This window comes from Arthrobacter sp. MAHUQ-56 (genome assembly GCF_019710585.1).
In the GTDB taxonomy this organism is placed as follows: domain Bacteria; phylum Actinomycetota; class Actinomycetes; order Actinomycetales; family Micrococcaceae; genus Arthrobacter.
The window spans coordinates 812,805-833,321 of the sequence record NZ_JAIFZQ010000020.1; the positions used below are offsets into that span (position 1 = coordinate 812,805).

20 protein-coding genes are annotated in these 20,517 nt (G+C 67.2%); 14 read left to right on the top strand and 6 right to left on the bottom strand.

Annotation, left to right across the window (positions count from 1 at the left end; genetic code table 11):
• Window positions 1–82 precede the first annotated feature (82 nt).
• From K4G53_RS16165 to K4G53_RS16180, 4 genes are all read left to right on the top strand, one after another.
• Window positions 83–1,732 carry a trypsin-like peptidase domain-containing protein gene (locus K4G53_RS16165; protein ID WP_221386651.1) on the top strand — a complete coding sequence of 550 codons (1,650 nt, stop codon included), beginning with the start codon at window positions 83–85 and terminating at the stop codon, window positions 1,730–1,732.
• Window positions 1,733–1,994: 262 nt separating this feature from the next.
• A complete protein-coding gene (locus tag K4G53_RS16170; RefSeq protein WP_260323629.1) occupies window positions 1,995–2,786 on the top strand; it encodes an electron transfer flavoprotein subunit beta/FixA family protein in 792 nt (263 codons plus the stop codon).
• 14 nt (window positions 2,787–2,800) lie between these two features.
• Window positions 2,801–3,754 (top strand): electron transfer flavoprotein subunit alpha/FixB family protein, encoded by a 954-nt coding sequence (locus K4G53_RS16175; protein ID WP_221386653.1) that lies wholly within the window; start codon window positions 2,801–2,803, stop codon window positions 3,752–3,754.
• 4 nt (window positions 3,755–3,758) lie between these two features.
• Window positions 3,759–4,538, top strand: coding sequence for a PIG-L deacetylase family protein (locus tag K4G53_RS16180; protein WP_221386654.1), 780 nt, complete (start codon window positions 3,759–3,761; stop codon window positions 4,536–4,538).
• Window positions 4,539–4,603: 65 nt separating this feature from the next.
• Here the strand turns inward: K4G53_RS16180 and K4G53_RS16185 are convergent, their stop codons facing one another.
• The 4 genes from K4G53_RS16185 to K4G53_RS16200 form a co-directional block, all read right to left on the bottom strand.
• The gene (locus K4G53_RS16185) at window positions 4,604–5,479 is read right to left on the bottom strand and encodes an anti-sigma factor (protein WP_221386954.1); all 876 of its coding nucleotides are present in this window, start codon (window positions 5,477–5,479) and stop codon (window positions 4,604–4,606) included.
• A 10-nt stretch (window positions 5,480–5,489) separates the two neighbouring features.
• Window positions 5,490–6,098, bottom strand: coding sequence for an ECF RNA polymerase sigma factor SigK (gene sigK, locus K4G53_RS16190; RefSeq protein ID WP_221386655.1), 609 nt, complete (start codon window positions 6,096–6,098; stop codon window positions 5,490–5,492).
• Between the two features lie 183 nt (window positions 6,099–6,281).
• A complete protein-coding gene (locus K4G53_RS16195; protein ID WP_221386656.1) occupies window positions 6,282–6,749 on the bottom strand; it encodes a tRNA (cytidine(34)-2'-O)-methyltransferase in 468 nt (155 codons plus the stop codon).
• A gap of 21 nt (window positions 6,750–6,770) precedes the next feature.
• Window positions 6,771–7,721 (bottom strand): J domain-containing protein, encoded by a 951-nt coding sequence (locus K4G53_RS16200; RefSeq protein ID WP_221386657.1) that lies wholly within the window; start codon window positions 7,719–7,721, stop codon window positions 6,771–6,773.
• Window positions 7,722–7,966: 245 nt separating this feature from the next.
• On the opposite strand from K4G53_RS16200, the gene K4G53_RS16205 reads away from it, so the two are divergent.
• Window positions 7,967–8,602, top strand: coding sequence for a hypothetical protein (locus K4G53_RS16205; RefSeq protein WP_260323630.1), 636 nt, complete (start codon window positions 7,967–7,969; stop codon window positions 8,600–8,602).
• Window positions 8,603–8,705: 103 nt separating this feature from the next.
• On the opposite strand, the gene K4G53_RS16210 is transcribed toward K4G53_RS16205, so the two are convergent.
• On the bottom strand, window positions 8,706–9,125 hold the full coding sequence (locus K4G53_RS16210; RefSeq protein WP_221386658.1) for a DoxX family membrane protein: 420 nt from the start codon (window positions 9,123–9,125) through the stop codon (window positions 8,706–8,708).
• An 87-nt stretch (window positions 9,126–9,212) separates the two neighbouring features.
• On the opposite strand from K4G53_RS16210, the gene K4G53_RS16215 reads away from it, so the two are divergent.
• The 9 genes from K4G53_RS16215 to K4G53_RS16255 all read left to right on the top strand — a co-directional run bounded on the left by K4G53_RS16215 (window position 9,213) and on the right by K4G53_RS16255 (window position 19,773).
• The gene (locus K4G53_RS16215; RefSeq protein ID WP_221386659.1) at window positions 9,213–9,887 is read left to right on the top strand and encodes a metalloregulator ArsR/SmtB family transcription factor; all 675 of its coding nucleotides are present in this window, start codon (window positions 9,213–9,215) and stop codon (window positions 9,885–9,887) included.
• Between the two features lie 9 nt (window positions 9,888–9,896).
• The gene (locus tag K4G53_RS16220; RefSeq protein ID WP_221386660.1) at window positions 9,897–11,126 is read left to right on the top strand and encodes a cysteine desulfurase family protein; all 1,230 of its coding nucleotides are present in this window, start codon (window positions 9,897–9,899) and stop codon (window positions 11,124–11,126) included.
• 129 nt (window positions 11,127–11,255) lie between these two features.
• Window positions 11,256–12,389, top strand: coding sequence for a tRNA 2-thiouridine(34) synthase MnmA (mnmA, locus tag K4G53_RS16225; RefSeq protein ID WP_221386661.1), 1,134 nt, complete (start codon window positions 11,256–11,258; stop codon window positions 12,387–12,389).
• 241 nt (window positions 12,390–12,630) lie between these two features.
• On the top strand, window positions 12,631–14,265 hold the full coding sequence (locus K4G53_RS16230; RefSeq protein ID WP_221386662.1) for an ABC transporter substrate-binding protein: 1,635 nt from the start codon (window positions 12,631–12,633) through the stop codon (window positions 14,263–14,265).
• A 127-nt stretch (window positions 14,266–14,392) separates the two neighbouring features.
• Window positions 14,393–15,484: an ABC transporter permease gene (locus tag K4G53_RS16235; protein ID WP_221386663.1), complete on the top strand. Its 1,092-nt coding sequence runs from the start codon at window positions 14,393–14,395 to the stop codon at window positions 15,482–15,484.
• 1 nt (window position 15,485) lies between these two features.
• On the top strand, window positions 15,486–16,511 hold the full coding sequence (locus K4G53_RS16240) for an ABC transporter permease (RefSeq protein ID WP_221386664.1): 1,026 nt from the start codon (window positions 15,486–15,488) through the stop codon (window positions 16,509–16,511).
• Window positions 16,508–18,223 carry an ABC transporter ATP-binding protein gene (locus K4G53_RS16245; protein ID WP_221386665.1) on the top strand — a complete coding sequence of 572 codons (1,716 nt, stop codon included), beginning with the start codon at window positions 16,508–16,510 and terminating at the stop codon, window positions 18,221–18,223. The genes K4G53_RS16240 and K4G53_RS16245 overlap by 4 nt, the downstream gene beginning before the upstream one ends.
• 81 nt (window positions 18,224–18,304) lie before the next feature.
• Complete coding sequence (locus K4G53_RS16250; RefSeq protein ID WP_221386666.1) at window positions 18,305–18,706, top strand: chorismate mutase; 402 nt, start codon at window positions 18,305–18,307, stop codon at window positions 18,704–18,706.
• Window positions 18,707–18,768: 62 nt separating this feature from the next.
• Entirely contained in the window at window positions 18,769–19,773 is a 1,005-nt protein-coding gene (locus K4G53_RS16255) for a hypothetical protein (RefSeq protein ID WP_308287902.1), read from the top strand.
• A gap of 4 nt (window positions 19,774–19,777) precedes the next feature.
• Here the strand turns inward: K4G53_RS16255 and K4G53_RS16260 are convergent, their stop codons facing one another.
• Window positions 19,778–20,491, bottom strand: a complete 714-nt coding sequence (locus K4G53_RS16260) for a DUF4166 domain-containing protein (RefSeq protein ID WP_221386667.1) — start codon at window positions 20,489–20,491, stop codon at window positions 19,778–19,780.
• Window positions 20,492–20,517 lie beyond the last annotated feature (26 nt).

The window sequence follows — 20,517 nt, forward strand, 5'->3', positions numbered from 1 at the left end:
CAGGAAGCTCTCAGCAAACATCCGAACTTGTTCCAGCGGGGCAGTCCATAGTTAATGGCAGACAAGGATGAAAGGAAGTCCCATGACTGAGAATCACACCCCGGGCCCGGTCCCCGAGGGCGACCGCCCGGGCAACCGGAATCCCTGGCCGCAGCACGACCAGGAGCAGTCCAGGGACTACCGGGGGTCGACTCAGCATGCGGACGCAGACGCCCCCACCGGCCCCGGCACTGCCAGCCCTGCGGGCCATAACCCCACCGAACGGCTGGACCAGCCGGGAACCGGGGCCGGCAACACCCAGGAGATCCCCGCCGGCCCCCGCCCGGTGTACCCGCAGCGCCAGCCGTTCTACGGCCAGCAGGCTTCCTACGGCCAGGGCCGGCAGCAGGACGGGCAGCCCGTGGACGGTGCCCCAGCGAATGGTCCGCACATGTATGGCCCGCATAATTACGGCACCCAGCCCGGTCACGGAGCGCAGCATGGCAGCGTTGGCCTGGCCCACAACCCGAAGGATGCGCCGCGCCGGAAGGCGACGTTCGGCGTCGGTACCCTGGTGGCCAGCATCCTCGCCGCTGGCCTTGTCGGCGGGGGAGTGGCCACGGTCGGTTCCGGGGAACTGTTCGGAATCGCCGGTTCCAGCACGTCCACCATCGGTGGCAGCAGCCAGCCGGGCACCGTCATCGTCAACAACAAGGATGACGTCAACGCCATCACCGCGGCGGCCGTGAAGGCATCACCGAGTGTCGTCACCATCAGCGCGACGAGTGGCGGCTCGGGGGGTACGGGATCGGGCATCGTCCTGGACGACCAGGGCCACATCCTGACCAATACACACGTGGTAACTCTTGATGGCCAGACCGCCAACGCGAGCCTCGAAATCCGGACCAGCGACGGCAAGGTCCTGGCTGCCAAGCTGGTGGGCACGGATCCGCTTTCGGACCTCGCCGTCATCAAGGTGGACAACGCCTCCGGGCTCACTCCCGCCAGCTTGGGCGACTCCTCCAAGCTCAACGTCGGCGACACCGCGATCGCCATCGGTTCCCCGCTTGGACTCACCGGCACCGTGACGGACGGCATCGTCTCCACCCTGAACCGCACCATCAGTGTGGCTTCCTCGGCCGCGCCCAAGGGCGGCGACGATACCCAGGGCGGCGACCAGGGCTTCCAGTTCGCGCCTCCGGGCGGCGGCCAGAGCCAGCAGAGCAGCAGCGAGGGGTCCATCTCGATCAATGTCATCCAGACCGACGCCGCCATCAACCCTGGCAACTCCGGTGGCGCGCTGGTCAACAGCAAGGGCGAGATCATCGGCGTCAACGTGGCTATTGCTTCGGCCGGATCCAACACCACGTCGTCGCAGAGCGGCAACATCGGCGTTGGCTTCAGCATCCCGATCAACCATGCCAAGCGCGTGGCGCAGGAGCTCATTGACAACGGCAAGGTCTCGCATGGCCAGCTCGGTGTCAGCGTGAAGCCCAAGACGTCCTCCGGCGCTGCATCCGAATTCTCGGTCGGAGCCGATGTTGCCTCGGTGGACGCCAGCTCGGCCGCCGGCAAGGCAGGCATCAAGGTCGGCGATGTCATCACCAAGTTCAACGACCTCACCATCGGCGAGCCGAACGAGCTGACGGCAGCCGTCCGGGAACAGGCTGCAGGAGCCACGGTGAAGATCACCGTGCTGCGCAACGGCAAGGAGCAGACGTTCGACGTCACCCTCGGAGCAGCTGCCAGCTGACCGGGCAGGCGTCTGCCGCCGAAAGGCGGCCCACGTCCCGGCCCCGTATGACGACGGCGGCGTCCCACCCTGGCGGGGACGCCGCCGTCGTCATGCCCGCATGGTTGGGCGCCTGACACAGGCGTTAACGGAAGAGGGCGCAGGCGTGCGCCGATATGGTTAGCTAGGGTTTACCCGTTTGCCGGGCATTCAAGAGGCCATGACCCACCCGGCTGGCTGTCCACAAGCATGGAAGGCTGCTGTAAATACAGTGGAAGAGACATTGAAGATCGTAGTCCTGGTCAAACATGTACCGGACGCCCAATTCGACCGCCACCTCAACGGCGAGGGTTTCACCACCGACCGTGACGAGAGCATTCTGTCCGAGCTTGACGAGTACGCGCTGGAAGCCGCACTGCAGTTGGCGGAAGCGCGCGGCGGCAGCAAGGCCGGCAACCAGGTCATCGCCTTGAGCATGGGGCCGGCCGGGGCTGTCAACGCCATCAAGAAGTCGCTCCAGATCGGTGCCACCGAGGGTGTGCACCTGACGGACGACGCCCTCGCGGGCTCGGACGCCGCCGCCACCTCCCTTGCCCTCGCGGCCGCCGTGCGGCACCTGGGCGACGTGGACCTGGTCATCACCGGGATGGCGTCCACCGACGGCGAGACTTCCCTGGTGCCGGCGCAGCTGGCAGAGCGGCTCGGCCTGCCCCAGGTCACGTTTGCCTCCTCGCTGGAGGTCGACGGCGGCCGGCTGACCGCAAGGCGCGACGCCGACACATCCTCCGAAACGGTGGAGGCAACCCTGCCCGCCGTCGTGTCCGTTACCGACCAGATCAATGAACCGCGGTACCCCAACTTCAAGGGCATCATTGCCGCCAAGCGCAAGAGCATCACCACGCTGTCCCTGGCCGACATCGGCGTGGACCCCGCACAGGTGGGCTTTTCCGGCTCCTGGACCACCGTGACCAACGCCGAGCAGCGGCCGCCGCGGACTGCCGGCACCATCATCACCGACGAAGGCGACGCCGGCATCAAGCTGGTTGACTTCCTGGCCGCCCAGAAGCTGCTCTAAGAGGGAACCCCGACATGGCAAAAGTACTTGTATTCATTGACAACCCCGGCGCATCGCTGAAGAAGAGCAGTCTGGAGCTGCTGACCCTGGCGCGTTCCCTGGGGGAGAGCGCGGTGGCGCTCAACGGAGAACTTTCCGACGGCGTCGCGGCCGCGTTCGGCGAGTACGGCGTGGGCACTGTCATCCGTCCCTCCACCGATGACCTGGACGACTTCCTGGTGGCTCCCAAGGCCGCCTACCTGGCCGCCGCCGCTGAAGCCGCCGGCGCGGGCATCGTCCTGCTGGACAATTCGCCCGAGGGCAAGGAGATCGCGGCGCGCCTGGGCATCCGCCTGAACGCCGGCGTCATCACGGACGTCGTTGCGGTGGACGCGGACGGCACTGGGCACAAGTCGGTCCTCGCCGGCTCCTACAACACCGCCTGCAAGGCAACCACACCGGTCTCGGTGCTGACCCTGAAGGCCAACAACGTAACTCCGGAGCCAGCCGCTGCTCCCACCACCCCGGAAGCCGCAACCGTGGAGGTTCCCGCCGGAAGCAGCACCGCGGCTGCCCGCATCACCGCGCGGGAGCAGAAGGTTGCCACCGGGCGGCCGGACCTGACCGACGCCCGCATCGTGGTGGCCGGCGGACGCGGCATGGACGGTGACTTCGGTCCCGTGGAAGAACTCGCCGATGCCCTGGGTGCTGCCGTGGGCGCCTCCCGTGCAGCCACCGATGCCGGCTGGATCAGCCATGACGCGCAGGTTGGCCAGACCGGCAAGACCGTGTCCCCGCAGCTCTACATCTCGGCCGGCATCTCCGGTGCCATCCAGCAGAAGGCCGGCATGCAGACGTCCAAGGTCATCGTGGCCATCAACAAGGATGCCGAGTCGCCCGTCTTCGAAATCGCGGACTTCGGCATCGTGGGCGACGTCTTCGATGTCCTGCCGCAGGCCGCCGCGGAGATCAAGAAGCGAAAAGGCTGATTCTTTGACTGCCTCCACCAGAAAGGCACAGGGCCCGTTCAACCCGGACACGCACCGGGTTGGGCGGGTGCTCTGTTTTGCGGCCCACCCGGACGACATCGACTTCGGAGCCGCGGGCACCATCGCCGCCTGGACGGCGGCCGGGGTCGAGGTGAGCTACTGCATCATGACCGATGGCGACGCCGGGGGCTTCGACCCCGCCCACCGGCCGGACATCATCGCGATGCGCGACGCTGAGCAGCGCCGCGCCGCCGAGCTCGTGGGTGTCTCCGACATCCACTACCTCCACCAGCGCGACGGTTACCTCGAACCCTCGCACGAGGTGATGAAAGGGGTGGTGCGGCTGATCCGCCAGATCCGCCCCGACGTCGTCCTTTCCATGCACCCGGAACGGAACTGGGACCGGATCCAGAAAAGCCATCCCGACCACCTCGCGGTGGGGGAAGCCGTGACCCGCGCCGTGTACCCGGCCGTGGAGAACCCTTTCGCCTACCCTGAACTGGCCGACGCCGGGCTGGCCGCTTACAAGCTCCCCTGGCTGTGGCTGTATGCGGGGCCGGAGGAACGCGAAAACCACTTCGTGGATGTCACTGACCATGTCGAGGCGAAGCTGGAAGCCATCCACGTCCACGTCAGCCAGCACCCGGATGTGGAGGCGATGGAGGCCACCGTGCGGCGCGGCATGCAGGCCAACGCCGCCCGGGCAGGACTGCCCGAAGGCCGCAGCGCCGAAGCCTTCCATGTGGTGGCAATCAACGGACCGGGCACCATCGCGGGTTTCTAAGTCAGTGAATGAACAAGCCCCCCGTTCCTTGGAAGGAACGGGGGGCTTGTGGTTTAGCTGACTGGTTAGGCGCCGAGAGGGGCCGCGGCGACCGTGGGCAGTGTTGGGGCCGAGGACCCGCCGACCGGCTCCACGGTGATTCCCAAGGCTGCGGCGGAGTGGATCCCCTGCACCACGGCCGGCTTGGAGAGTGCCTTTTCGTCCATCAGCCCCTGGGAGACGGGAGCGGACCCGTCCTTGGGGATGAGCCACATCTGGTAGACCTTGCCCGACGGCGGCGCGGGGACGCCGCTCATCTTCACCACGGCAGCGTCATGCGACGACGAAATCAGGAGAGTGGCCTTGCCCCCGCCCGCGACGTTGACCGAAGCTTCCCGCACGTCGGTGGCCCGGACCACCTGGTTCACGGGGTCGTTCTGGTCCGCCAGGTAGGCGCCGACGCCTACGCCGCCGATCGCTATGGCTGCCGCGGCGGCCACCCCGGCGAGCCAGCGGCGCGTCCCGGCCGGCCGGCGTCGTTCTGCCCGGCGCTGGCGCGCTTTGGCGAGGTCGTCCGTGGCTCCATGCAGCCCGGACACCGGGGGGACGGACGCGGCGGGTGCCGGAATGCTCCCGCCCGGCCCGTGGTCCTGCGCAGGAAGGCCAGCCGGCAGTTGCGCCGGCAATTGCGCCAGGATCCGGTCAAACAGGTCCGACGGCGGCTCCTCCTCGGCGCGGAAAGTGCGGGCAAGTGTTTCACGCGACTGGCGGACCCGCTCGAGGAAGGCTTGGCGCTCAGCGTCGGGGGCGCCCGCCAAGTAGGCGTCGATGGCGCCGCGCTCTTCCCCGGTGACGGCGTCGAGGGCATAGAGTTCGGCGAGGTCGACGAAGCGGCCGGAGGCGAGGTCCATGGCAACGGTGTCGCCAAAGGAACCCGGCCGGCCCTTGCGTTCGTGCTCCATTCCGTTCATCTCAACTCACCCCCAGACAGGTCTTCAATCGGATCAGTCCATCGCGGATGCGGGACTTGATGGTGGGAACGGCGGCATTCAGCCGCTCTGCGACCTCCCGGTAGGTGAGGCCGCCGTAGTAGGCGAGGCGTACGGACTCCTGTTGTGTTTCGGTCAGTGTTTCCAGGCAGCGGACCACAGCTTCGGCCTCGAGCCGGCTGCCAACTTCCTCGGAAACAGTGTCGTGGTCAACGTCCTGCGTGCTGGCCCCGTACTTCGCCTCCCTGTCAGTGGAAGACTGCGACGACCTGACCTTGTCCACGGCGCGCCGGTGGGAGATGGTCATCAGCCACGAAAGGGCGCTCCCGGACTGGGAATCGAACTTCGCCGCGTTTTGCCACACCTGGAGGAAGACCTCCTGGGTGGTGTCTTCGCTGAGTTCGGGGTCAATCAGGACGCGCCGTGCCATGCCGAAAACGCGGCGCGAAGTGAGCTGGTAGAACTCGGCAAACGCTGCCTGGTCCCCCCTGGCAATCCGTTCCAGCAGGGCCGACAGCTGTTGGCCCGGGTCAACCGGCGGTTCGGTCACCGCTGCGGCGGACTCGGCATTCGGCGCATTGGGAGTTTCCATTACTCCCAAGCATAAGTCCCCCCGGGGTGGTTTATTGGCAGTTCCGGACAGGTGGCGGTACCCGGTGCCGGGACCGCCTTCAAGTAATGTCACCTGCCCGCTCCTCGGTCCCGTCGAATGCTTCCAGCAGTCATTCGGCGCAGGGGGGCGCGGGGATGGGTCGTGTTTGAAAAATTCCTGGTGCTACAGCCGGGCGCCGGCGAAGCCCTGCTGGCGCCATGCCTCATAAACGGCAATCGAGGCCGCATTGGCAAGGTTCAGCGAGCGCAGTGCCGGCAGCATCGGCAGCCGAACGGTTGCCGTGACATGGGAATCGACCTTCAGCTCCTCCGGCAGGCCGACAGATTCCCGGCCAAACATCAGTACGTCACCGGGCTGGTAGGCAACGTCCGTATAGCTTGTCGTTCCATCCGATGTGAAGGCATAGACGCGCTCGGGCTTCAGGTGGGCCCAGGCGTCCTCGATGGACTTGTGCACGGTGACGACGGCGAGGTCGTGGTAGTCAAGACCGGCCCGGCGCAGCTTGGCATCGGAGAAGTCGAACCCGAGGGGTTCCACGAGGTGCAGTTCGGCGCCGGTGATGGCGGCAAGGCGGATCGCGTTGCCGGTGTTGCCGGGGATTTCGGGAGCATGGAACAGGATGCGGAACACCTCCCTATCCTAGCCACCGCCTCAGTGCATGCCGCGCAGCAGCCTTGCAAGGACCGGGACGTTGACTGTGTTGGGTGCCGGCCCGGAGGCCAGGAATTCCTTCAGTCCGCGCACCAGGCCTGCAGCGTTGACGATCCGGACGCTCTCAAGCGCGCCGGCCGGCCGCCGGTGGTGGTCGATCACGGGTTCATGGAGGTTGCCGTCCGGGCTGAGCACCACGGTCCATCCGGTGACATTGAGTTCCGGGAAGATGTCCTGCATGGCGCGCACCACCGCACCCAGCTGCGGGGGCGCCACCGCCCGGCCACCGTGGTTGAGGGTCCGGCCGTCCCAGGCATAGGCGCCCTTGGGCAGGAGCATCGAGTTAATCAGGGCCAGCCGGTACCCGGACAGCACGGCATGGTCGATGTGGCTGTTGTCAGCGGGGGACTGGAGGCCGTTGATGAGACGGGCGGCAGGGATGGCCGGCAGGACCTGCCGCGCCAGCAGCTGGACAGTGCGCATCTCACGCTGGATGCGGGCTTCTGCGCCGAAGATTCCCCGTTTGCGGGGCATCCCGTGCACCTGCTGGCGGGCCTGGGCGAAGGGGATCAGGGGAACGCCGGTGGGATGGGCTTCGTCGTACGGCGGGATGTAGACGGCCGGGTCCCCCGCAGTGTTCCTTGCGTTGCCGGGCCGGTGGACCGTGGCGGAGGCACGGCTTCCGGCGGCAGGGGCATCGAAATGGGGTCCGGTGCCGGATGAAGCGCCGCCTGCGGTACCGGCAGCATAGGAACGGTCGTAAGCTTTCCGGCGTTGGGGGTCGATCAGCGTCTCGTAGGCGGCGGTCACACGGCGGAAGGCGGCGGCGTCGCCCCCGTGGTCAGGATGTGCCTTCCTGGCAGCACGCCGGTACGCCACCTTGATCTCCTTTTCCGTGGCCGTGACTGCCACGCGCAGGACCTGGTAGTGGGAGCTGCTGCTCTCGGTCAAGCAATCTTCCTTATCCTTGTGCGCACCCGAAAGGGGAATCGGAGTGCCCGCCCAGTCTAGCCAGCACAGTCCACCGGCCTGCTGGGACAACGTCTGTCCAGGGCCTGCGGGTTCCCGGCGGGGCCGGAGTCTAGACTCGTGATGGCGCGGCTGACGAATGGCCGGGGGAAAGCAGCGGAATGGAGAAGGACATGCCGACGACGGCGGGGCCGGCCGGCAGCGGATGGCGCAGGGGAGTGCCGCTCATGACAGCGGGCCTTGCGGCGGTGCTGATGGGCGGTTGCAGCGTGGACGTCCGGGACCCCTCCGTGTCCCCCGCTCCGGCAAGCACGCCCGCATTGTCCACCCCCACCATCACGCCCGGGCATGACGCAGCGGCTGTCGCGGCGCAGGACCTGCCGTTTTCAGCCGGCGGCGTGCTGGCTCCGGGGGTGCCCGTAGGAATCTCGGACGAGTTGAAGCGTGCGCCGGGGTGGAAACCGGTCAAGGAGAACGTGGCCGGCCTTAGCCAGTACCTGAAGTCGGACGGATGCCTTGTGGCTGCCCGCGCCAGCACAGGCCAGGCTCCGTTGGTGCGCGGGGATGACAGGGAATCCACCGTCGCCCTGTACCAATACCTCGACGCCACTATCCAGCCCACGTACCTGAAGACTGCCACGCTGCACTGGGGCGGGACCGCGGAAGAACCCGGCCGGAACGTGGAAGTCCTCGCTCTGGAGCAAACGGCACCTGGCGGAAGGTCAACCGCCGTCCTTGCGCGGGTCTTCGGCACCGCCGGGTCGTCAGTCTATATTTCGGTGTCCTGTCCGGATGCCGCCTCGTTGCGCGCGGCCCGGGACGACGTCAACCGCTTCCTGCCGGTACTGCCGCCGTCGGGCTGACTGGCCCCCGGCCTCCAAGGCAGGAACCGCCGGTGCTGGAGGGCTCAGCCGGCCGGCGGTTGCTGGACTTGGGTTTTGGTTGTTGGACGGGCGCTCCCGGCCCTCAGGCCCTGGCCGTCCCGGGACGGATCGAGAGCCGGTTGAGGGCAAGGGCGCCTACCAGCAGCCCGAAGTCGCGCAGTGCCACATCATAGAAGCTTCCCAGCAGCAGGAGGTTGACGATGATGCCTGCGAGCCACGCCGCCACCAGCAGCGAGCCGAACTTCGGCCGGACTGCCACGGCGATGCCGGCGATGATCTCCACCACGCCGACGACGTACATGAACACCTGGGGTGCCAGCGGGACGATGGCCGTGGCCTGCGGCGCCAGGTACACACTCCAGTCCGTAAGGATGTTCGTGAACTTGTCCAACCCGAACAGGATTGGCGCAACGGTAAAGACAGTGCGCAGCAGCAGGAACGCCTGCCGTGCCGGTTCGGCCGTGGGCACATGGTGGGCGCGGACTGCGGATGCTGTTTTCATTGCTGGCTCCTTCTAAAAGTAGGTATTCCGATTTTAGAGATGCGCAGGGTCTATAATCAAGAGATCTTGACTTTGGATGGGTGGGCCTTGAACCGACGACCGTGGGCGGCCAGGATTGCAGCAGTTGCCTCCCTGACAGATGACAAGCGGCTGCAGTTGTTCGAGGTGGTGGCAGCCTCGCCCCAACCCGTGGGCCGTGACGAGGTGGCGGAGGCGGTGGGCCTTCCCAGGAGTACGGTGTCATTCCACCTGGACCGACTGGTCCAGGACGGGCTCCTGACGGTCGAGTTCCGCAAGCCGCCGGGCAGGGTAGGTCCCGGATCCGGGCGGCCCGCCAAAATGTACCGGCCGGTGGGGGGAGAAGTCGGGGCGTCCGTTCCGGACCGGAATTACGATTTGGCCGGCGAGCTTATGGCGGACGCGATCGAAACCTCGCTTTCCGGCGGAGAGCCCGTGGCCGGCGCCCTCCAGTCGGCGTCGTACCGGAGAGGCCGGGAGATGGCCGAGGCGGCGGAGTCCCTGGAGGATTTCCTGGTGCAGGCAGGCTACCGGCCCCTGCCCGACGGGGATGGCGGCTTCCTGCTTCCCAACTGCCCCTTCCACCGGCTCTCACAGCAGCACCCGGCGGTGGTGTGCGGCATGAACGGCGCGTTCCTCCGCGGCGCTGCGGCAGGTTGCGGCGCCCCCGAAGACCGCGTGGCAGGAGATGACGAGGCCGGCCACTGCTGCGCCAGGATCACCGGCCCGGGCCGAACGGCCTAGAATTACAAGGTGCCTGTCTATCTCGACCACGCTGCCACCACCCCGCTCTCCCCGGAAGCGCTGGCCGCCCTGACGCGTGAACTGGCCCGCACCGGCAATCCTTCCTCGCTGCACGCCTCCGGCCGCCGCGCCCGCCGTGCGGTGGAAGACGCGCGGGAGGCTCTTGCCGCCGCCGCCGGCGCCCACTCCTCCGAGGTGATCTTCACGTCCGGCGGAACCGAATCGGACAACCTTGCGGTGAAGGGCCTCTACTGGTCCCGGGTGGCAGAGGACCCTGCGCGGCGCCGCATCCTCTGCTCCGCCGTCGAACACCATGCCGTGCTGGACACCGTGGAATGGCTGGAACGGCATGAGGGAGCTGAAGTGACCTGGCTGCCGGTGGACGGCGACGGCGTGCTGGACCTCGATGCCCTCGACGCTGAACTCTCCCGCGAACCCGGGACCGTGGCGCTGGTCACCGTCATGTGGGCCAACAACGAGGTGGGGACCATCCAGCCCGTGCGGCGGATCGTTGAACTGGCACATGCCGCCGGCGTGCCTGTCCACTCCGACGCCGTCCAGGCGTTCGGCTCGGTCCCCGTGGACTTCAAGGGCTCCGGCCTCGACGCCATGTCCGTCTCGGGGCACAAGATCGGCGGGCCGGTGGGCGTGGGCGCCCTCCTGCTGGGCCGCTCGGTCAAGCTCACGCCGGTGCAGCACGGCGGCGGGCAGGAGCGCGACGTGCGCTCCGGCACGCTGGACACCGCGTCCATCGCGGCCTTTGCTGCCGCGGCGGAGACCGTGACGGCCGCACTGCCCGCTGAAGCGGCGCGGATCGCCGCCTTGCGTGACAGGCTGATCGACGGCATCAGCGGGGACATCCCCGAGGCGGTCCTGCGGGGCGCGGTCGGTGACGGGCGGCTCCCCGGCAACGCGCACTTCACGTTCCCCGGCTGCGAGGGGGACTCGCTGCTGTTCCTGCTGGACCTGGCCGGCATCGAATCGTCCACCGGGTCCGCCTGCACCGCCGGCGTGCCCCGGCCTTCCCATGTACTGCTGGCCATGGGCCTGGATGAGGAAACAGCACGCGGAGCACAGCGGTTCAGCCTGGGGCACTCGTCCACCGAGGCCGACGTCGACGCCTTGCTTGCAGCGCTGCCCGGGGCTTACGCGCGGGCGCGCCAGGCAGGCATGGCAGGGCACGAGTCCTCGATCCAGACCGCGGGTACCGTTGCGCGCCAGGGGTTGCGCGGCTCCTGACCCTCACTGCACGCTGCTTCACTGCCCGATTTGCCTGCAGCCGTAGAATGGATAGGCGAAGATCGTTTCCGCCGCCGGCGTTCCAGCACACGGCCCCGGAAAGCAAGCATCCCCCAACAGAAAGCCAGCATGCGAGTACTTGCAGCCATGAGCGGCGGAGTGGACTCCGCCGTCGCCGCCGCCCGGGCAGTGGAGGCCGGCCATGACGTCGTCGGCGTCCACCTGGCGCTCTCCAGGATGCCCGGCACACTGCGCACCGGAAGCCGCGGTTGCTGCACCATCGAGGACTCCCGCGACGCCTGGCGGGCCTGCGATGTCCTGGGTATCCCGTACTACGTCTGGGATTTCTCCGAGCGCTTCAAAGAGGACGTGGTCCAGGACTTCATCGATGAATACGCGGCCGGCCGAACGCCGAACCCGTGCATGCGCTGCAACGAGCGGATCAAGTTCGCCGCCCTGCTGGAGAAAGCCATTGCACTCGGGTTCGACGCCGTCTGCACCGGCCACTACGCCAAGGTGGTTGAAGACGCCGACGGCAACCGGGAACTGCACCGTGCGGCGGACTGGGCCAAGGACCAGAGCTACGTCCTCGGTGTGCTGACCCACGAGCAGTTGAAGCACTCGATGTTCCCGCTGGCCGACACCCCCTCCAAAGCCGAAGTGCGGGCGGAGGCGGAGAGGCGGGGACTGTCCGTGGCGAACAAGCCGGACAGCCACGACATCTGCTTCATTCCCGACGGCGACACGGCAGGCTGGCTCGCCGAGAAGATCGACATGACAACCGGCGACATTGTCGACGAGACGGGCGCCAAGGTGGGCGAACACCCCGGCGCCAACGCCTTCACGGTGGGCCAGCGGCGCGGCCTCAAGCTGGGCACCCCGGCAGCCGACGGCAAGCCGCGGTTCGTCCTGGAAATCCGCCCCAAGGAAAACAAGGTGGTGGTGGGCCCCGAGGCGCTCCTGGCCATCGATGAGATCCGCGGCATCAAGGTCTCCTGGGCCGGCCTGCCCATCGCTGAGGTGGAAACGGGTGCGGAGTTCGACTGCTACGCCCAGGTCCGCGCCCACGGCGACCCTGTTCCTGCCACGGCCCGGATGGAGGCGCCCGCGGACGGCCCGGCCTCCGGCCAGCTCGTGGTCCGGCTCGAAGCCCCGCTGCGGGGAGTGGCACCGGGCCAGACCGTGGTCCTGTACCAGGGCACCCGGGTCCTCGGCCAGGCAACCATCGACGCCGCACGCTCGCTGCAGCGCGCCGCACTGTAGGGCACGAAACCTTGAGCGCCGCCCCGGATGCAACCGGGGCGGCGCTTTGCCGTGCGCGCTTCTCCGTACGAAGGCGGGGCGGAGACGGACCCGAAATAAATTTTGTGTTTCAACTCACAGAATAGGCCGTCCTGAGGGCTGACTCTCTGATTGAATCTACGCATCAGCACTGCGCGCAGGCAGCCGGGCGAACGCGCCCGCATGCCGGCGCGCGCGTATTCATCGAACAGAAGGCTCACAGATGATCAAGAGCACAACACCCCTGCACCGCGCCATCGCGCTCGCAGGAATATCCGCCCTCGCCCTGACAGCCTGCACCGGGCCCTCTGGCGGCGGCGGAACGTCCACCGGCAGTGCCGGCGGCGGTGCCATCACCTTTGGAACGACGGACAAGGTCGTGACCCTCGACCCCGCCGGATCCTACGACGCAGGCTCCTTCCTGGTAATGAACCAGGTCTACCCCTTCCTGATGAACTCCAAGCCGGGCTCGGCCGAGGCAAGCCCGGACATCGCCGAGTCCGCCTCCTTCACTGCTCCCACTGAATTCACGGTGAAGCTCAAGCCCAACCTGAAGTTTGCCAACGGCCACGCGCTGACCGCCTCGGACGTGAAGTTCTCCTACGACCGCGTCATGAAGATCAACGACCCCAACGGCCCCGCATCCCTGCTCTCCAACCTGACGTCGGTTGAAGCCAAGGATGACACCACTGTGGTGTTCACCCTCAAGGCAGCCAATGACCAGGTGTTCCCGAGCGTGCTCGGCACCAACACAGGCCCGATCGTTGACGAGGAAGTCTTCCCGGCCGACAAGGTGATGAGCGATGAGGACATCGTCGCCGGCAAGCCGTTCGCCGGCCCCTACACCATCGATTCCTACAAGAAGAACGAACTCGTCAGCCTCAAGTCCAACCCGGACTACAACGGCCTGCTGGGCAAGCCCGCCAACGACAGCGCCGTCATCAAGTACTACGCCGACTCCAACAACCTGAAGCTGGACGTCCAGGGCGGCAACATCGACGTTGCCGGCCGGAGCCTCACGGCCACGGACGCCGCGGACCTTGCCAAAGACTCGAAGGTCAAGGTCTACAAGGGCCCGGGCGGTGAGCTGCGGTACATCGTCTTCAACTTCGACACCATGCCGTTCGGGGCCAAGACCCCGGAGGCGGACCCGGCCAAGGCCCTTGCCGTCCGCCAGGCCATGGCCGACATCGTGGACCGGCAGGCCATCTCCGACCAGGTCTACAAGGGAACCTACGTCCCGGCCTACTCCGTGGTCGCCGACGGGCTCCCGGGGGCCACGCAGCCGATGAAGGAAATGTACGGCGACGGCACCGGCAAGCCCAGCCTGGACAAGGCGAAGAAAGTCCTCAGCGACGCCGGGGTCAGCGGGCCCGTCAACGTAAAACTGCAGTACAACCCGGACCACTACGGCAAGTCCTCCGGTGACGAATACGCCATGATCAAGGAACAGCTGGAGAAGTCCGGGCTGTTCACCGTGGACCTGCAGTCCACCGAATGGGTGACGTACTCCAAGGCACGCACCGCAGACGCCTACCCCGTCTACCAGCTGGGCTGGTTCCCGGACTACTCTGACGCGGACAACTACCTCACGCCCTTCTTCATCCCGGGCAACTTCCTCAAGAACCACTATGAAAACCCGGCAGTGACGGAACTGGTCCAGAAGCAGCTGACCACCCCGGACAAGACTGAGCGCGAGAAGCTGCTTGGCGAGGTACAGTCCGCCGTCGCCAAGGACCTTTCCACGCTGCCGCTGCTCCAGGGCGCGCAGCTGCTGGTTGCCGGATCGGGCGTCAAGGGCGTCGAGAAGACCCTTGATCCGTCGTTCAAGACCCGTCTCGGCGTCCTGTCCAAGTAAGCAGCCACCCCCCATCGGGCTCTGACCGGCCGGAGGCGGGACGCCGTGGAGGCGTCCCGCCTTTTGCCGGTCATCGGCCAGCAACGAGGGGACTGCTGGCTCCCGGTCACCACGAATTCAGGTACCGATGACAACCTTGATTGACGCGCCTCCCAGCGACGCTGACGCGCTCCTACCGTCCAAGAAGAAAGCGGCGGGGGGAGGGCTGGGCCAGTACATCCTGGTCCGCTTCCTGCTGATCTTCCCAACCATCCTCATCCTCGTCACCATGGTGTTCTTCCTCATGCGGATCACCGGTGACCCCATCACCGCAGCCATGGGCGGACGCCTGCCACCTGACCAACTGCAGGAGCGCATCCATGCCGCCGGTTACGACCGGCCGCTCCTGGTGCAGTACTTCGAATACCTGGGCCAACTGGCAACGGGCAACTTCGGCACAACGCTCTCCGACAACCGCCAGGTCACCGAAATGCTGACCACGTACGGAGCGGCCACGCTGGAACTGTCCATCAACGCGCTCATCGTCGCCTTGCTGGTGGGCATTCCGCTGGGCATGGTTGCCGCGCACCGGCGCGACCACCTGCCTGACGCCGTGCTGCGGATCCTGGCGATCCTGTTCTACGCCACCCCGGTCTTCTTCGCCGGCATGCTCCTCAAACTGGTGTTCTCCGTGTGGCTGCACTGGCTCCCGGTGGCCGGCCGGGCAGGAACCAGGACCGAGCTGTCCCTGACCGCGCTGGAGGCGCCCACGGGCATCTACTGGCTGGATGCCCTGCGGAGCGGCAACATGGCAGCGTTCAGCGACGTGATGTCGCACGCGGTCCTTCCCGCCCTTGCGTTGGGCCTGCTGACGGCTGGAATCTTCCTTCGGCTGGTCCGGACCAACGTCATCGGCACCCTTGGCAAGGACTACGTCGAGGCCGGCCGCTCCCGCGGCGTCAGCGAGTTCAGGCTGGTCACCAAGCATGCATACAAGCCGGCGCTGATCCCGATCATAACGGTCATGGGCCTGCAGATCGCTGTGATGCTTGGCGGCGCAGTGCTCACCGAAACCACTTTTGAGTGGAAGGGCCTGGGGTTCCAGCTGGCCAATTACCTCACGGCGCGCGACTTCGTGGCCGTCCAGGGCATCGTGGTGCTGCTGGCCGTCATCGTCGCCGTCACCAACTTCATCGTGGACATCGTTGCCGCGCTGATCGACCCCCGCGTGAGGTACTGACATGACTGCCGAGACCACCCTCGAACCCGTCGCCAACCCGCGGGCGTCCTTCTTCCGGCGGCTGCCGGTTGTGTCACACTTCAACAAAAGCGTCGGCCTGCAGCGTTTCATGCTGGTCGTGGGACTTGTCCTCACCGGCATCTTCCTGCTGACGGCACTGGCCGCACCACTGCTCGCCCCCTATGGCTTTGCCCAGCTTTCGGACGCCGATGGCAATTTCCCCACCCAGCAGGAGCCGGGCGGCAAGCACCTCCTCGGCACCACGGTGGGCGGTTACGACGTCCTTTCCCGTGTCATTTGGGGTACCCAGACGGCGCTGTTGGTCATCATCGTGGCCGTGATCCTGTCCATCTTCGCGGGCGTCATCCTCGGCCTGGTCAGCGGCTACATCGGCGGCTGGCTGGACCGCATCCTCGTGGTGGTGGCGGACGCGATCTACGCTTTCCCCTCGCTGCTGGTGGCAATCGTCATGGCCATCGTCATCAGCGGCGGCCAGTCCAGCCTGCTGGGCGGCATCCTGGCGGCAGCCATCTCCATCACGGTGGTGTTCATCCCGCAGTACTTCAGGGTGATCCGCGCGGAGACCATCAGGCTGAAGGCGGAACCCTTCGTCGAGTCCGCCAAAGTGGTGGGCGCCTCGAACGTGCGCATCATGACCCGGCATATCTACCGCAATGCCACCCGCACGCTGCCGCTGATCTTCACCCTCAATGCCTCCGAAGCCATCCTGACCCTGGCAGGGCTGGGCTTCCTGGGCTTCGGCATCGAGCCGAGCTCAGCGGCGGAATGGGGCTTCGACCTCAACAAGGCGCTCGCAGACACCACCTCCGGCATTTGGTGGACCGGGCTCTTCCCCGGCCTCGCCATCGTGTGGACGGTCCTCGGGCTGACGCTGGTGGGCGAGAGCATCAACGACCTGAACGATCCCCGCCTCCGCGGCCGCAAGCGGGCCACCCGCAAGGCGGCAGCGTCCGCTGCACCGGCCGCCGCCGGACCTGGCACCGAAACAGAATCGAGCAACCCGTGAGCGAAAACCTTGGGTCCGTGTCCGACCGCCGGGAGCAGGACCGCAAGACGGTCCTCGATATCAACCACCTCCAGGTCACCTTCGCCACCGATGCCGGCGATGTCCGGGCCGTCAAGGACGTCAGCCTCGACATCAAGGCCGGCGAGGTACTGGCCATCGTGGGGGAGTCGGGTTCCGGCAAGACGGTCACTGCCAAAACCATCCTGGGCCTCTTGCCGGAAACCGCCAGCAGTTCAGGGGCGGTGCTGATCAACGGCACCAATGTGATCAGCCTCAGCGCTGCGCGCCTGCGCCAGATCCGCGGCCGCGACGTCGCCATGGTCTTCCAGGAACCTTCCACCGCCCTGAACCCGGTGTTCACGGTGGGCTGGCAGATCGCAGAGGGTATCCGTGCCCATGCGGCGCGCGACGGCGGTGGGCGGGTGAGTGCCAAGGAAGCCAAGGCGCGGGCTGTCGAAGCCCTGCGCAAGGTGGGCATCCCGGACCCGGAGCACCGCGTCAACTACTACCCGCACCAGTTCTCCGGCGGTCAGAAGCAGCGCGTGGTGATCGCCGCAGCCCTGGCGCTGAATCCCGGGCTCATCGTCGCCGACGAACCGACCACCGCCCTGGACGTGACAGTCCAGGCGGAGATCCTGGAACTACTCCGGGACCTCCGGGACAAATACGGCACCTCGATCGTCCTGATCACCCACAACATGGGCGTCGTGGCGGACCTCGCGGACCGTGTGGTGGTGATGTACCAGGGCGACATCGTCGAGGAGGCTCCGGCACGGAAGCTTTTCGCCGAACCCAGGCAGGACTACACCCGCCGGCTTCTGGCCGCCGTGCCGCACCTCGGCCGCAACTCGGCGTCGGAGGGCCTGACCCAACGGCCCCACCAGGATGAGGAAGTGCTGGTGGCGGCGGACAACCTGGTGATCGAGTACCCCGGCCGGCTGGGAACGCCCGCGTTCAAGGCCGTCGACGGGGTCAGCTTCACGTTGTCCAGAGGCGAGGTCTTCGGCCTGGTCGGGGAATCGGGATCCGGCAAGACCACCATCGGGCGGGCCATCGCGGGGCTGAACCGCACCACGGGCGGCAGCCTCAAGGTTCTTGGCTACGAGATGCTGAACCTGCGCGAACGCACGTTCAAGCCGCTGCGGAAGGACGTCGGGTTCGTGTTCCAGGACCCGGCAGCGTCGTTCAACCCGCAGCTGACCATCGGGGAGTGCATCGCCGAGCCCATGCTGATCCACACCCGGCCAAGCGACGCGCAGGCGCGGAAGCGCGTGGGTGAGCTGCTCGAATCAGTGCAGCTGCCGGCGTCGTATGCGGGGAGATACCCGCACGAACTGTCCGGCGGCCAGCGGCAGCGGGCATCCCTGGCCCGGGCGCTCAGCCTGAATCCGCGCCTGCTGATAGCGGATGAGCCGACGTCGGCCCTCGACGTTTCGGTGCAGGCGAAAGTCCTCGAGCTGTTCAAGGACATCCAGGAGGAGTTCGGGTTCGGCTGCCTGTTCATCAGCCACGACCTCGCCGTAGTGGACATTCTTTCGTCCTGGGTCGGGGTGCTCTACAAGGGGAAACTGGTGGAACAGGGGATCGGCAGCCAGGTCATGGGCAACCCGCAGCATGACTACACGCGCCGCCTGATCGCTTCGCTTCCTGTTCCGGATCCGGCTGAGCAGGCAAAGCGGCGCGAGGAGCACCGCGCCCTGCTGGGTATCTGACGGGGGGGCCGGTGCCGGCAGGCCGCCGGCACCGGCCCTTAACACCCGCGTCGGTTCCGGCCGCTCCCATAGACTGGGACCATGACGCAGCACAACCTCAGCTCACCCGGTCCTGACGATTTCGATCCCTCCGCCAGTTCCCTGGCCGGCCAGGTGGACAATTCGGTGATGGCTGAACTGCTGTCCATCCGTTCGAGCATCGACAATATCGACGCCACGCTGGTCTACCTGCTGGCGGAGCGTTTCAAGGCCACCCAAAAGGTGGGCTTCCTCAAGGCTGCCCACCGGTTGCCGGCGGGCGATCCCGGACGGGAAGCGGCCCAGATCGCCCGCCTGCGGCGTCTGGCTGAGGACGCGCACCTGGACCCGGCGTTCGCGGAAAAGTTCCTGAACTTCATCATCGGCGAGGTCATCCGCCACCACGAGGCCATCGCCGAGGACCACCAGGCCGCGTCCGGACCGCAGGCTTCCGCACTGAGGTGAGCGGGGCAGAGCAACAGCGCGGCAGCGGGACGCCTTCGGCGGTGGGCCGCCCGCCAAAGGAAGTGACAGCCACCGGACTGGGGCCATGGCCCGGCGAGGACCCGCTGGAAGCCGCCCGGATCATCAGGGGTGAGCTGGGCAGTCCGCACCTGCCGTTCCTCGCCGAGTTGCCGGACCGCGGCGTCGGGTCCGACGCCGTGGGCCGCACCGCCTCGCTGCTCGAGGAACTGGCGGCCGACGTCCAACCCTACGGCTGGCGGCTTGTCGACCGCCCCGGCAAGGACATCCGGAGGGCAGCTTCCGCCCTCGCCACGGACATCAACGTCCTGGCCGACGTAGCCGGCGCGGAGGAGTCTTCGGCAACAGAACTCAAAGTCCAGTTGGTGGGGCCGCTCAGCCTCGCGGCGGCCCTGCACCTGCACAACGGTGAGCGCGCGGTGGTGGATTACGGTGCCCGCAGGGACCTCGCAGCGTCCCTCGCAGAAGGGGTGGGCAGCTATCTCGCCCGGGTTTCGGCGGCGGTGCCGGGGGCGCGGCTGGCGGTCCAGATGGACGAACCGGATATCGCCGCGGTGCTGGCCGGGGCCATACCCACCGCCAGCGGCTACCGCACGCTTAGGGCTGTTCCGGCGTCGGAGGCGCGTGAATCCTGGCGCGTGGTCCTCGATGCGCTGCGCGCGGCCGGCGCGTCGGAAATAGTTGTTTCGGTTCCCGAAATAGAAGCGCCGTTCGAGCAGATCCTGGCGGCGGGGGCTGACGGGATCGCTGTGCCGCTGAAGGGCCTGACCAACCGCCAGTGGGAGCAGCTGGCCGGGGCGGCTGAGGCCGGGAAACGCGTTTGGGCCGGCGCTCTGGATATTTCCGGCAGCGCGCTGCCCCAGGTGGCCGATTGCGTGGACTCCGTATGGCGCCCCTGGCGCCAGCTGGGCCTTCCTGCCTCTTTGCTGGCTGCGGTCCGGGTGACACCTTCGGCGGGGCTGGCCGACTACACCCCGGCGCAGGCCACCGCGGTCCTGGGCAGGCTCACCCAGGTGGCCGACGCCCTGAACCAACGCGCGCTGGGGTAGGGGCTCAGACCCTGTTTTCCCAGCGGTCCGGCTGGGCGTAGCGCGGCAGGAAGCTGTGGGCGGAACTGCCGCCGGTGTAGGGGCGGAGCCTGTAGTCGAAGGCCCCGGCGTATACCAGGACCAGGCCGATCTGGGGCTGGATCACCTTGACCTGGATGCGGTGCCTTCCACTGCTGCCCTCGGCCGGATCCCACCATTGTTCGGCGTAGGCCTTCGCGTCCAGTGCCGGGGGAAGGGGAATCCGGAGCGGGCCGAGGAAGAGCCTGGAAGCCTCCGATACGCCTCGGAGCCTTCCCTCCGGGGTGACGCTGAGGTTCAGGTCCGTAACCAGGCGACGGTACCGGCCAACGTAGTCCACCAGCTGGGTGGCGTCGCCGCGGCTCGTGGCGCTGGTGGTGTCCTGGAACAGCCGGGTGCGTCCGGGGAAACGGATCTCCCGCCGGGCAGTCAGGCTGGAACGGCCGAACGGATCCTGGTGTGCGTGGTTTTCGATCCGGAACGGAACGTTTTCACCGTACTCGGGGAAAAAGGCTTCTTCGCCCCCGGTGAGCCGCAGCAGGGGGCGGAGCCAGCGCTGGCGGCACCCCACGACGTCGAATGTCCCTTCCCCTACCCCGTACTGCCCCGAGCCCGGCGCGAGGGAGAAGTACGCCTGCAGCTCGGGCTGCAGGCGGGCGAACTCCGTGCCGAGTGCCTGCTGGTAGATCGGGGTGTTCACGGAGGACCTCCTGTTGGTGTCGATGC

What these genes read in the sequence shown, in the direction of transcription:
- K4G53_RS16165 (WP_221386651.1), top strand. Translation starts at nt 83, where the DNA reads ATGACTGAGAATCACACCCCGGGCCCGGTCCCCGAGGGCGACCGCCCG.
- K4G53_RS16210 (WP_221386658.1), bottom strand. Translation starts at nt 9,125, where the DNA reads ATGAAAACAGCATCCGCAGTCCGCGCCCACCATGTGCCCACGGCCGAA.
- sigK (WP_221386655.1), bottom strand. Translation starts at nt 6,098, where the DNA reads ATGGAAACTCCCAATGCGCCGAATGCCGAGTCCGCCGCAGCGGTGACC.
- K4G53_RS16235 (WP_221386663.1), top strand. Translation starts at nt 14,393, where the DNA reads ATGACAACCTTGATTGACGCGCCTCCCAGCGACGCTGACGCGCTCCTA.
- K4G53_RS16230 (WP_221386662.1), top strand. Translation starts at nt 12,631, where the DNA reads ATGATCAAGAGCACAACACCCCTGCACCGCGCCATCGCGCTCGCAGGA.
- K4G53_RS16185 (WP_221386954.1), bottom strand. Translation starts at nt 5,479, where the DNA reads ATGGAGCACGAACGCAAGGGCCGGCCGGGTTCCTTTGGCGACACCGTT.
- K4G53_RS16175 (WP_221386653.1), top strand. Translation starts at nt 2,801, where the DNA reads ATGGCAAAAGTACTTGTATTCATTGACAACCCCGGCGCATCGCTGAAG.
- K4G53_RS16240 (WP_221386664.1), top strand. Translation starts at nt 15,486, where the DNA reads ATGACTGCCGAGACCACCCTCGAACCCGTCGCCAACCCGCGGGCGTCC.
- K4G53_RS16205 (WP_260323630.1), top strand. Translation starts at nt 7,967, where the DNA reads ATGACAGCGGGCCTTGCGGCGGTGCTGATGGGCGGTTGCAGCGTGGAC.
- mnmA (WP_221386661.1), top strand. Translation starts at nt 11,256, where the DNA reads ATGCGAGTACTTGCAGCCATGAGCGGCGGAGTGGACTCCGCCGTCGCC.
- K4G53_RS16250 (WP_221386666.1), top strand. Translation starts at nt 18,305, where the DNA reads ATGACGCAGCACAACCTCAGCTCACCCGGTCCTGACGATTTCGATCCC.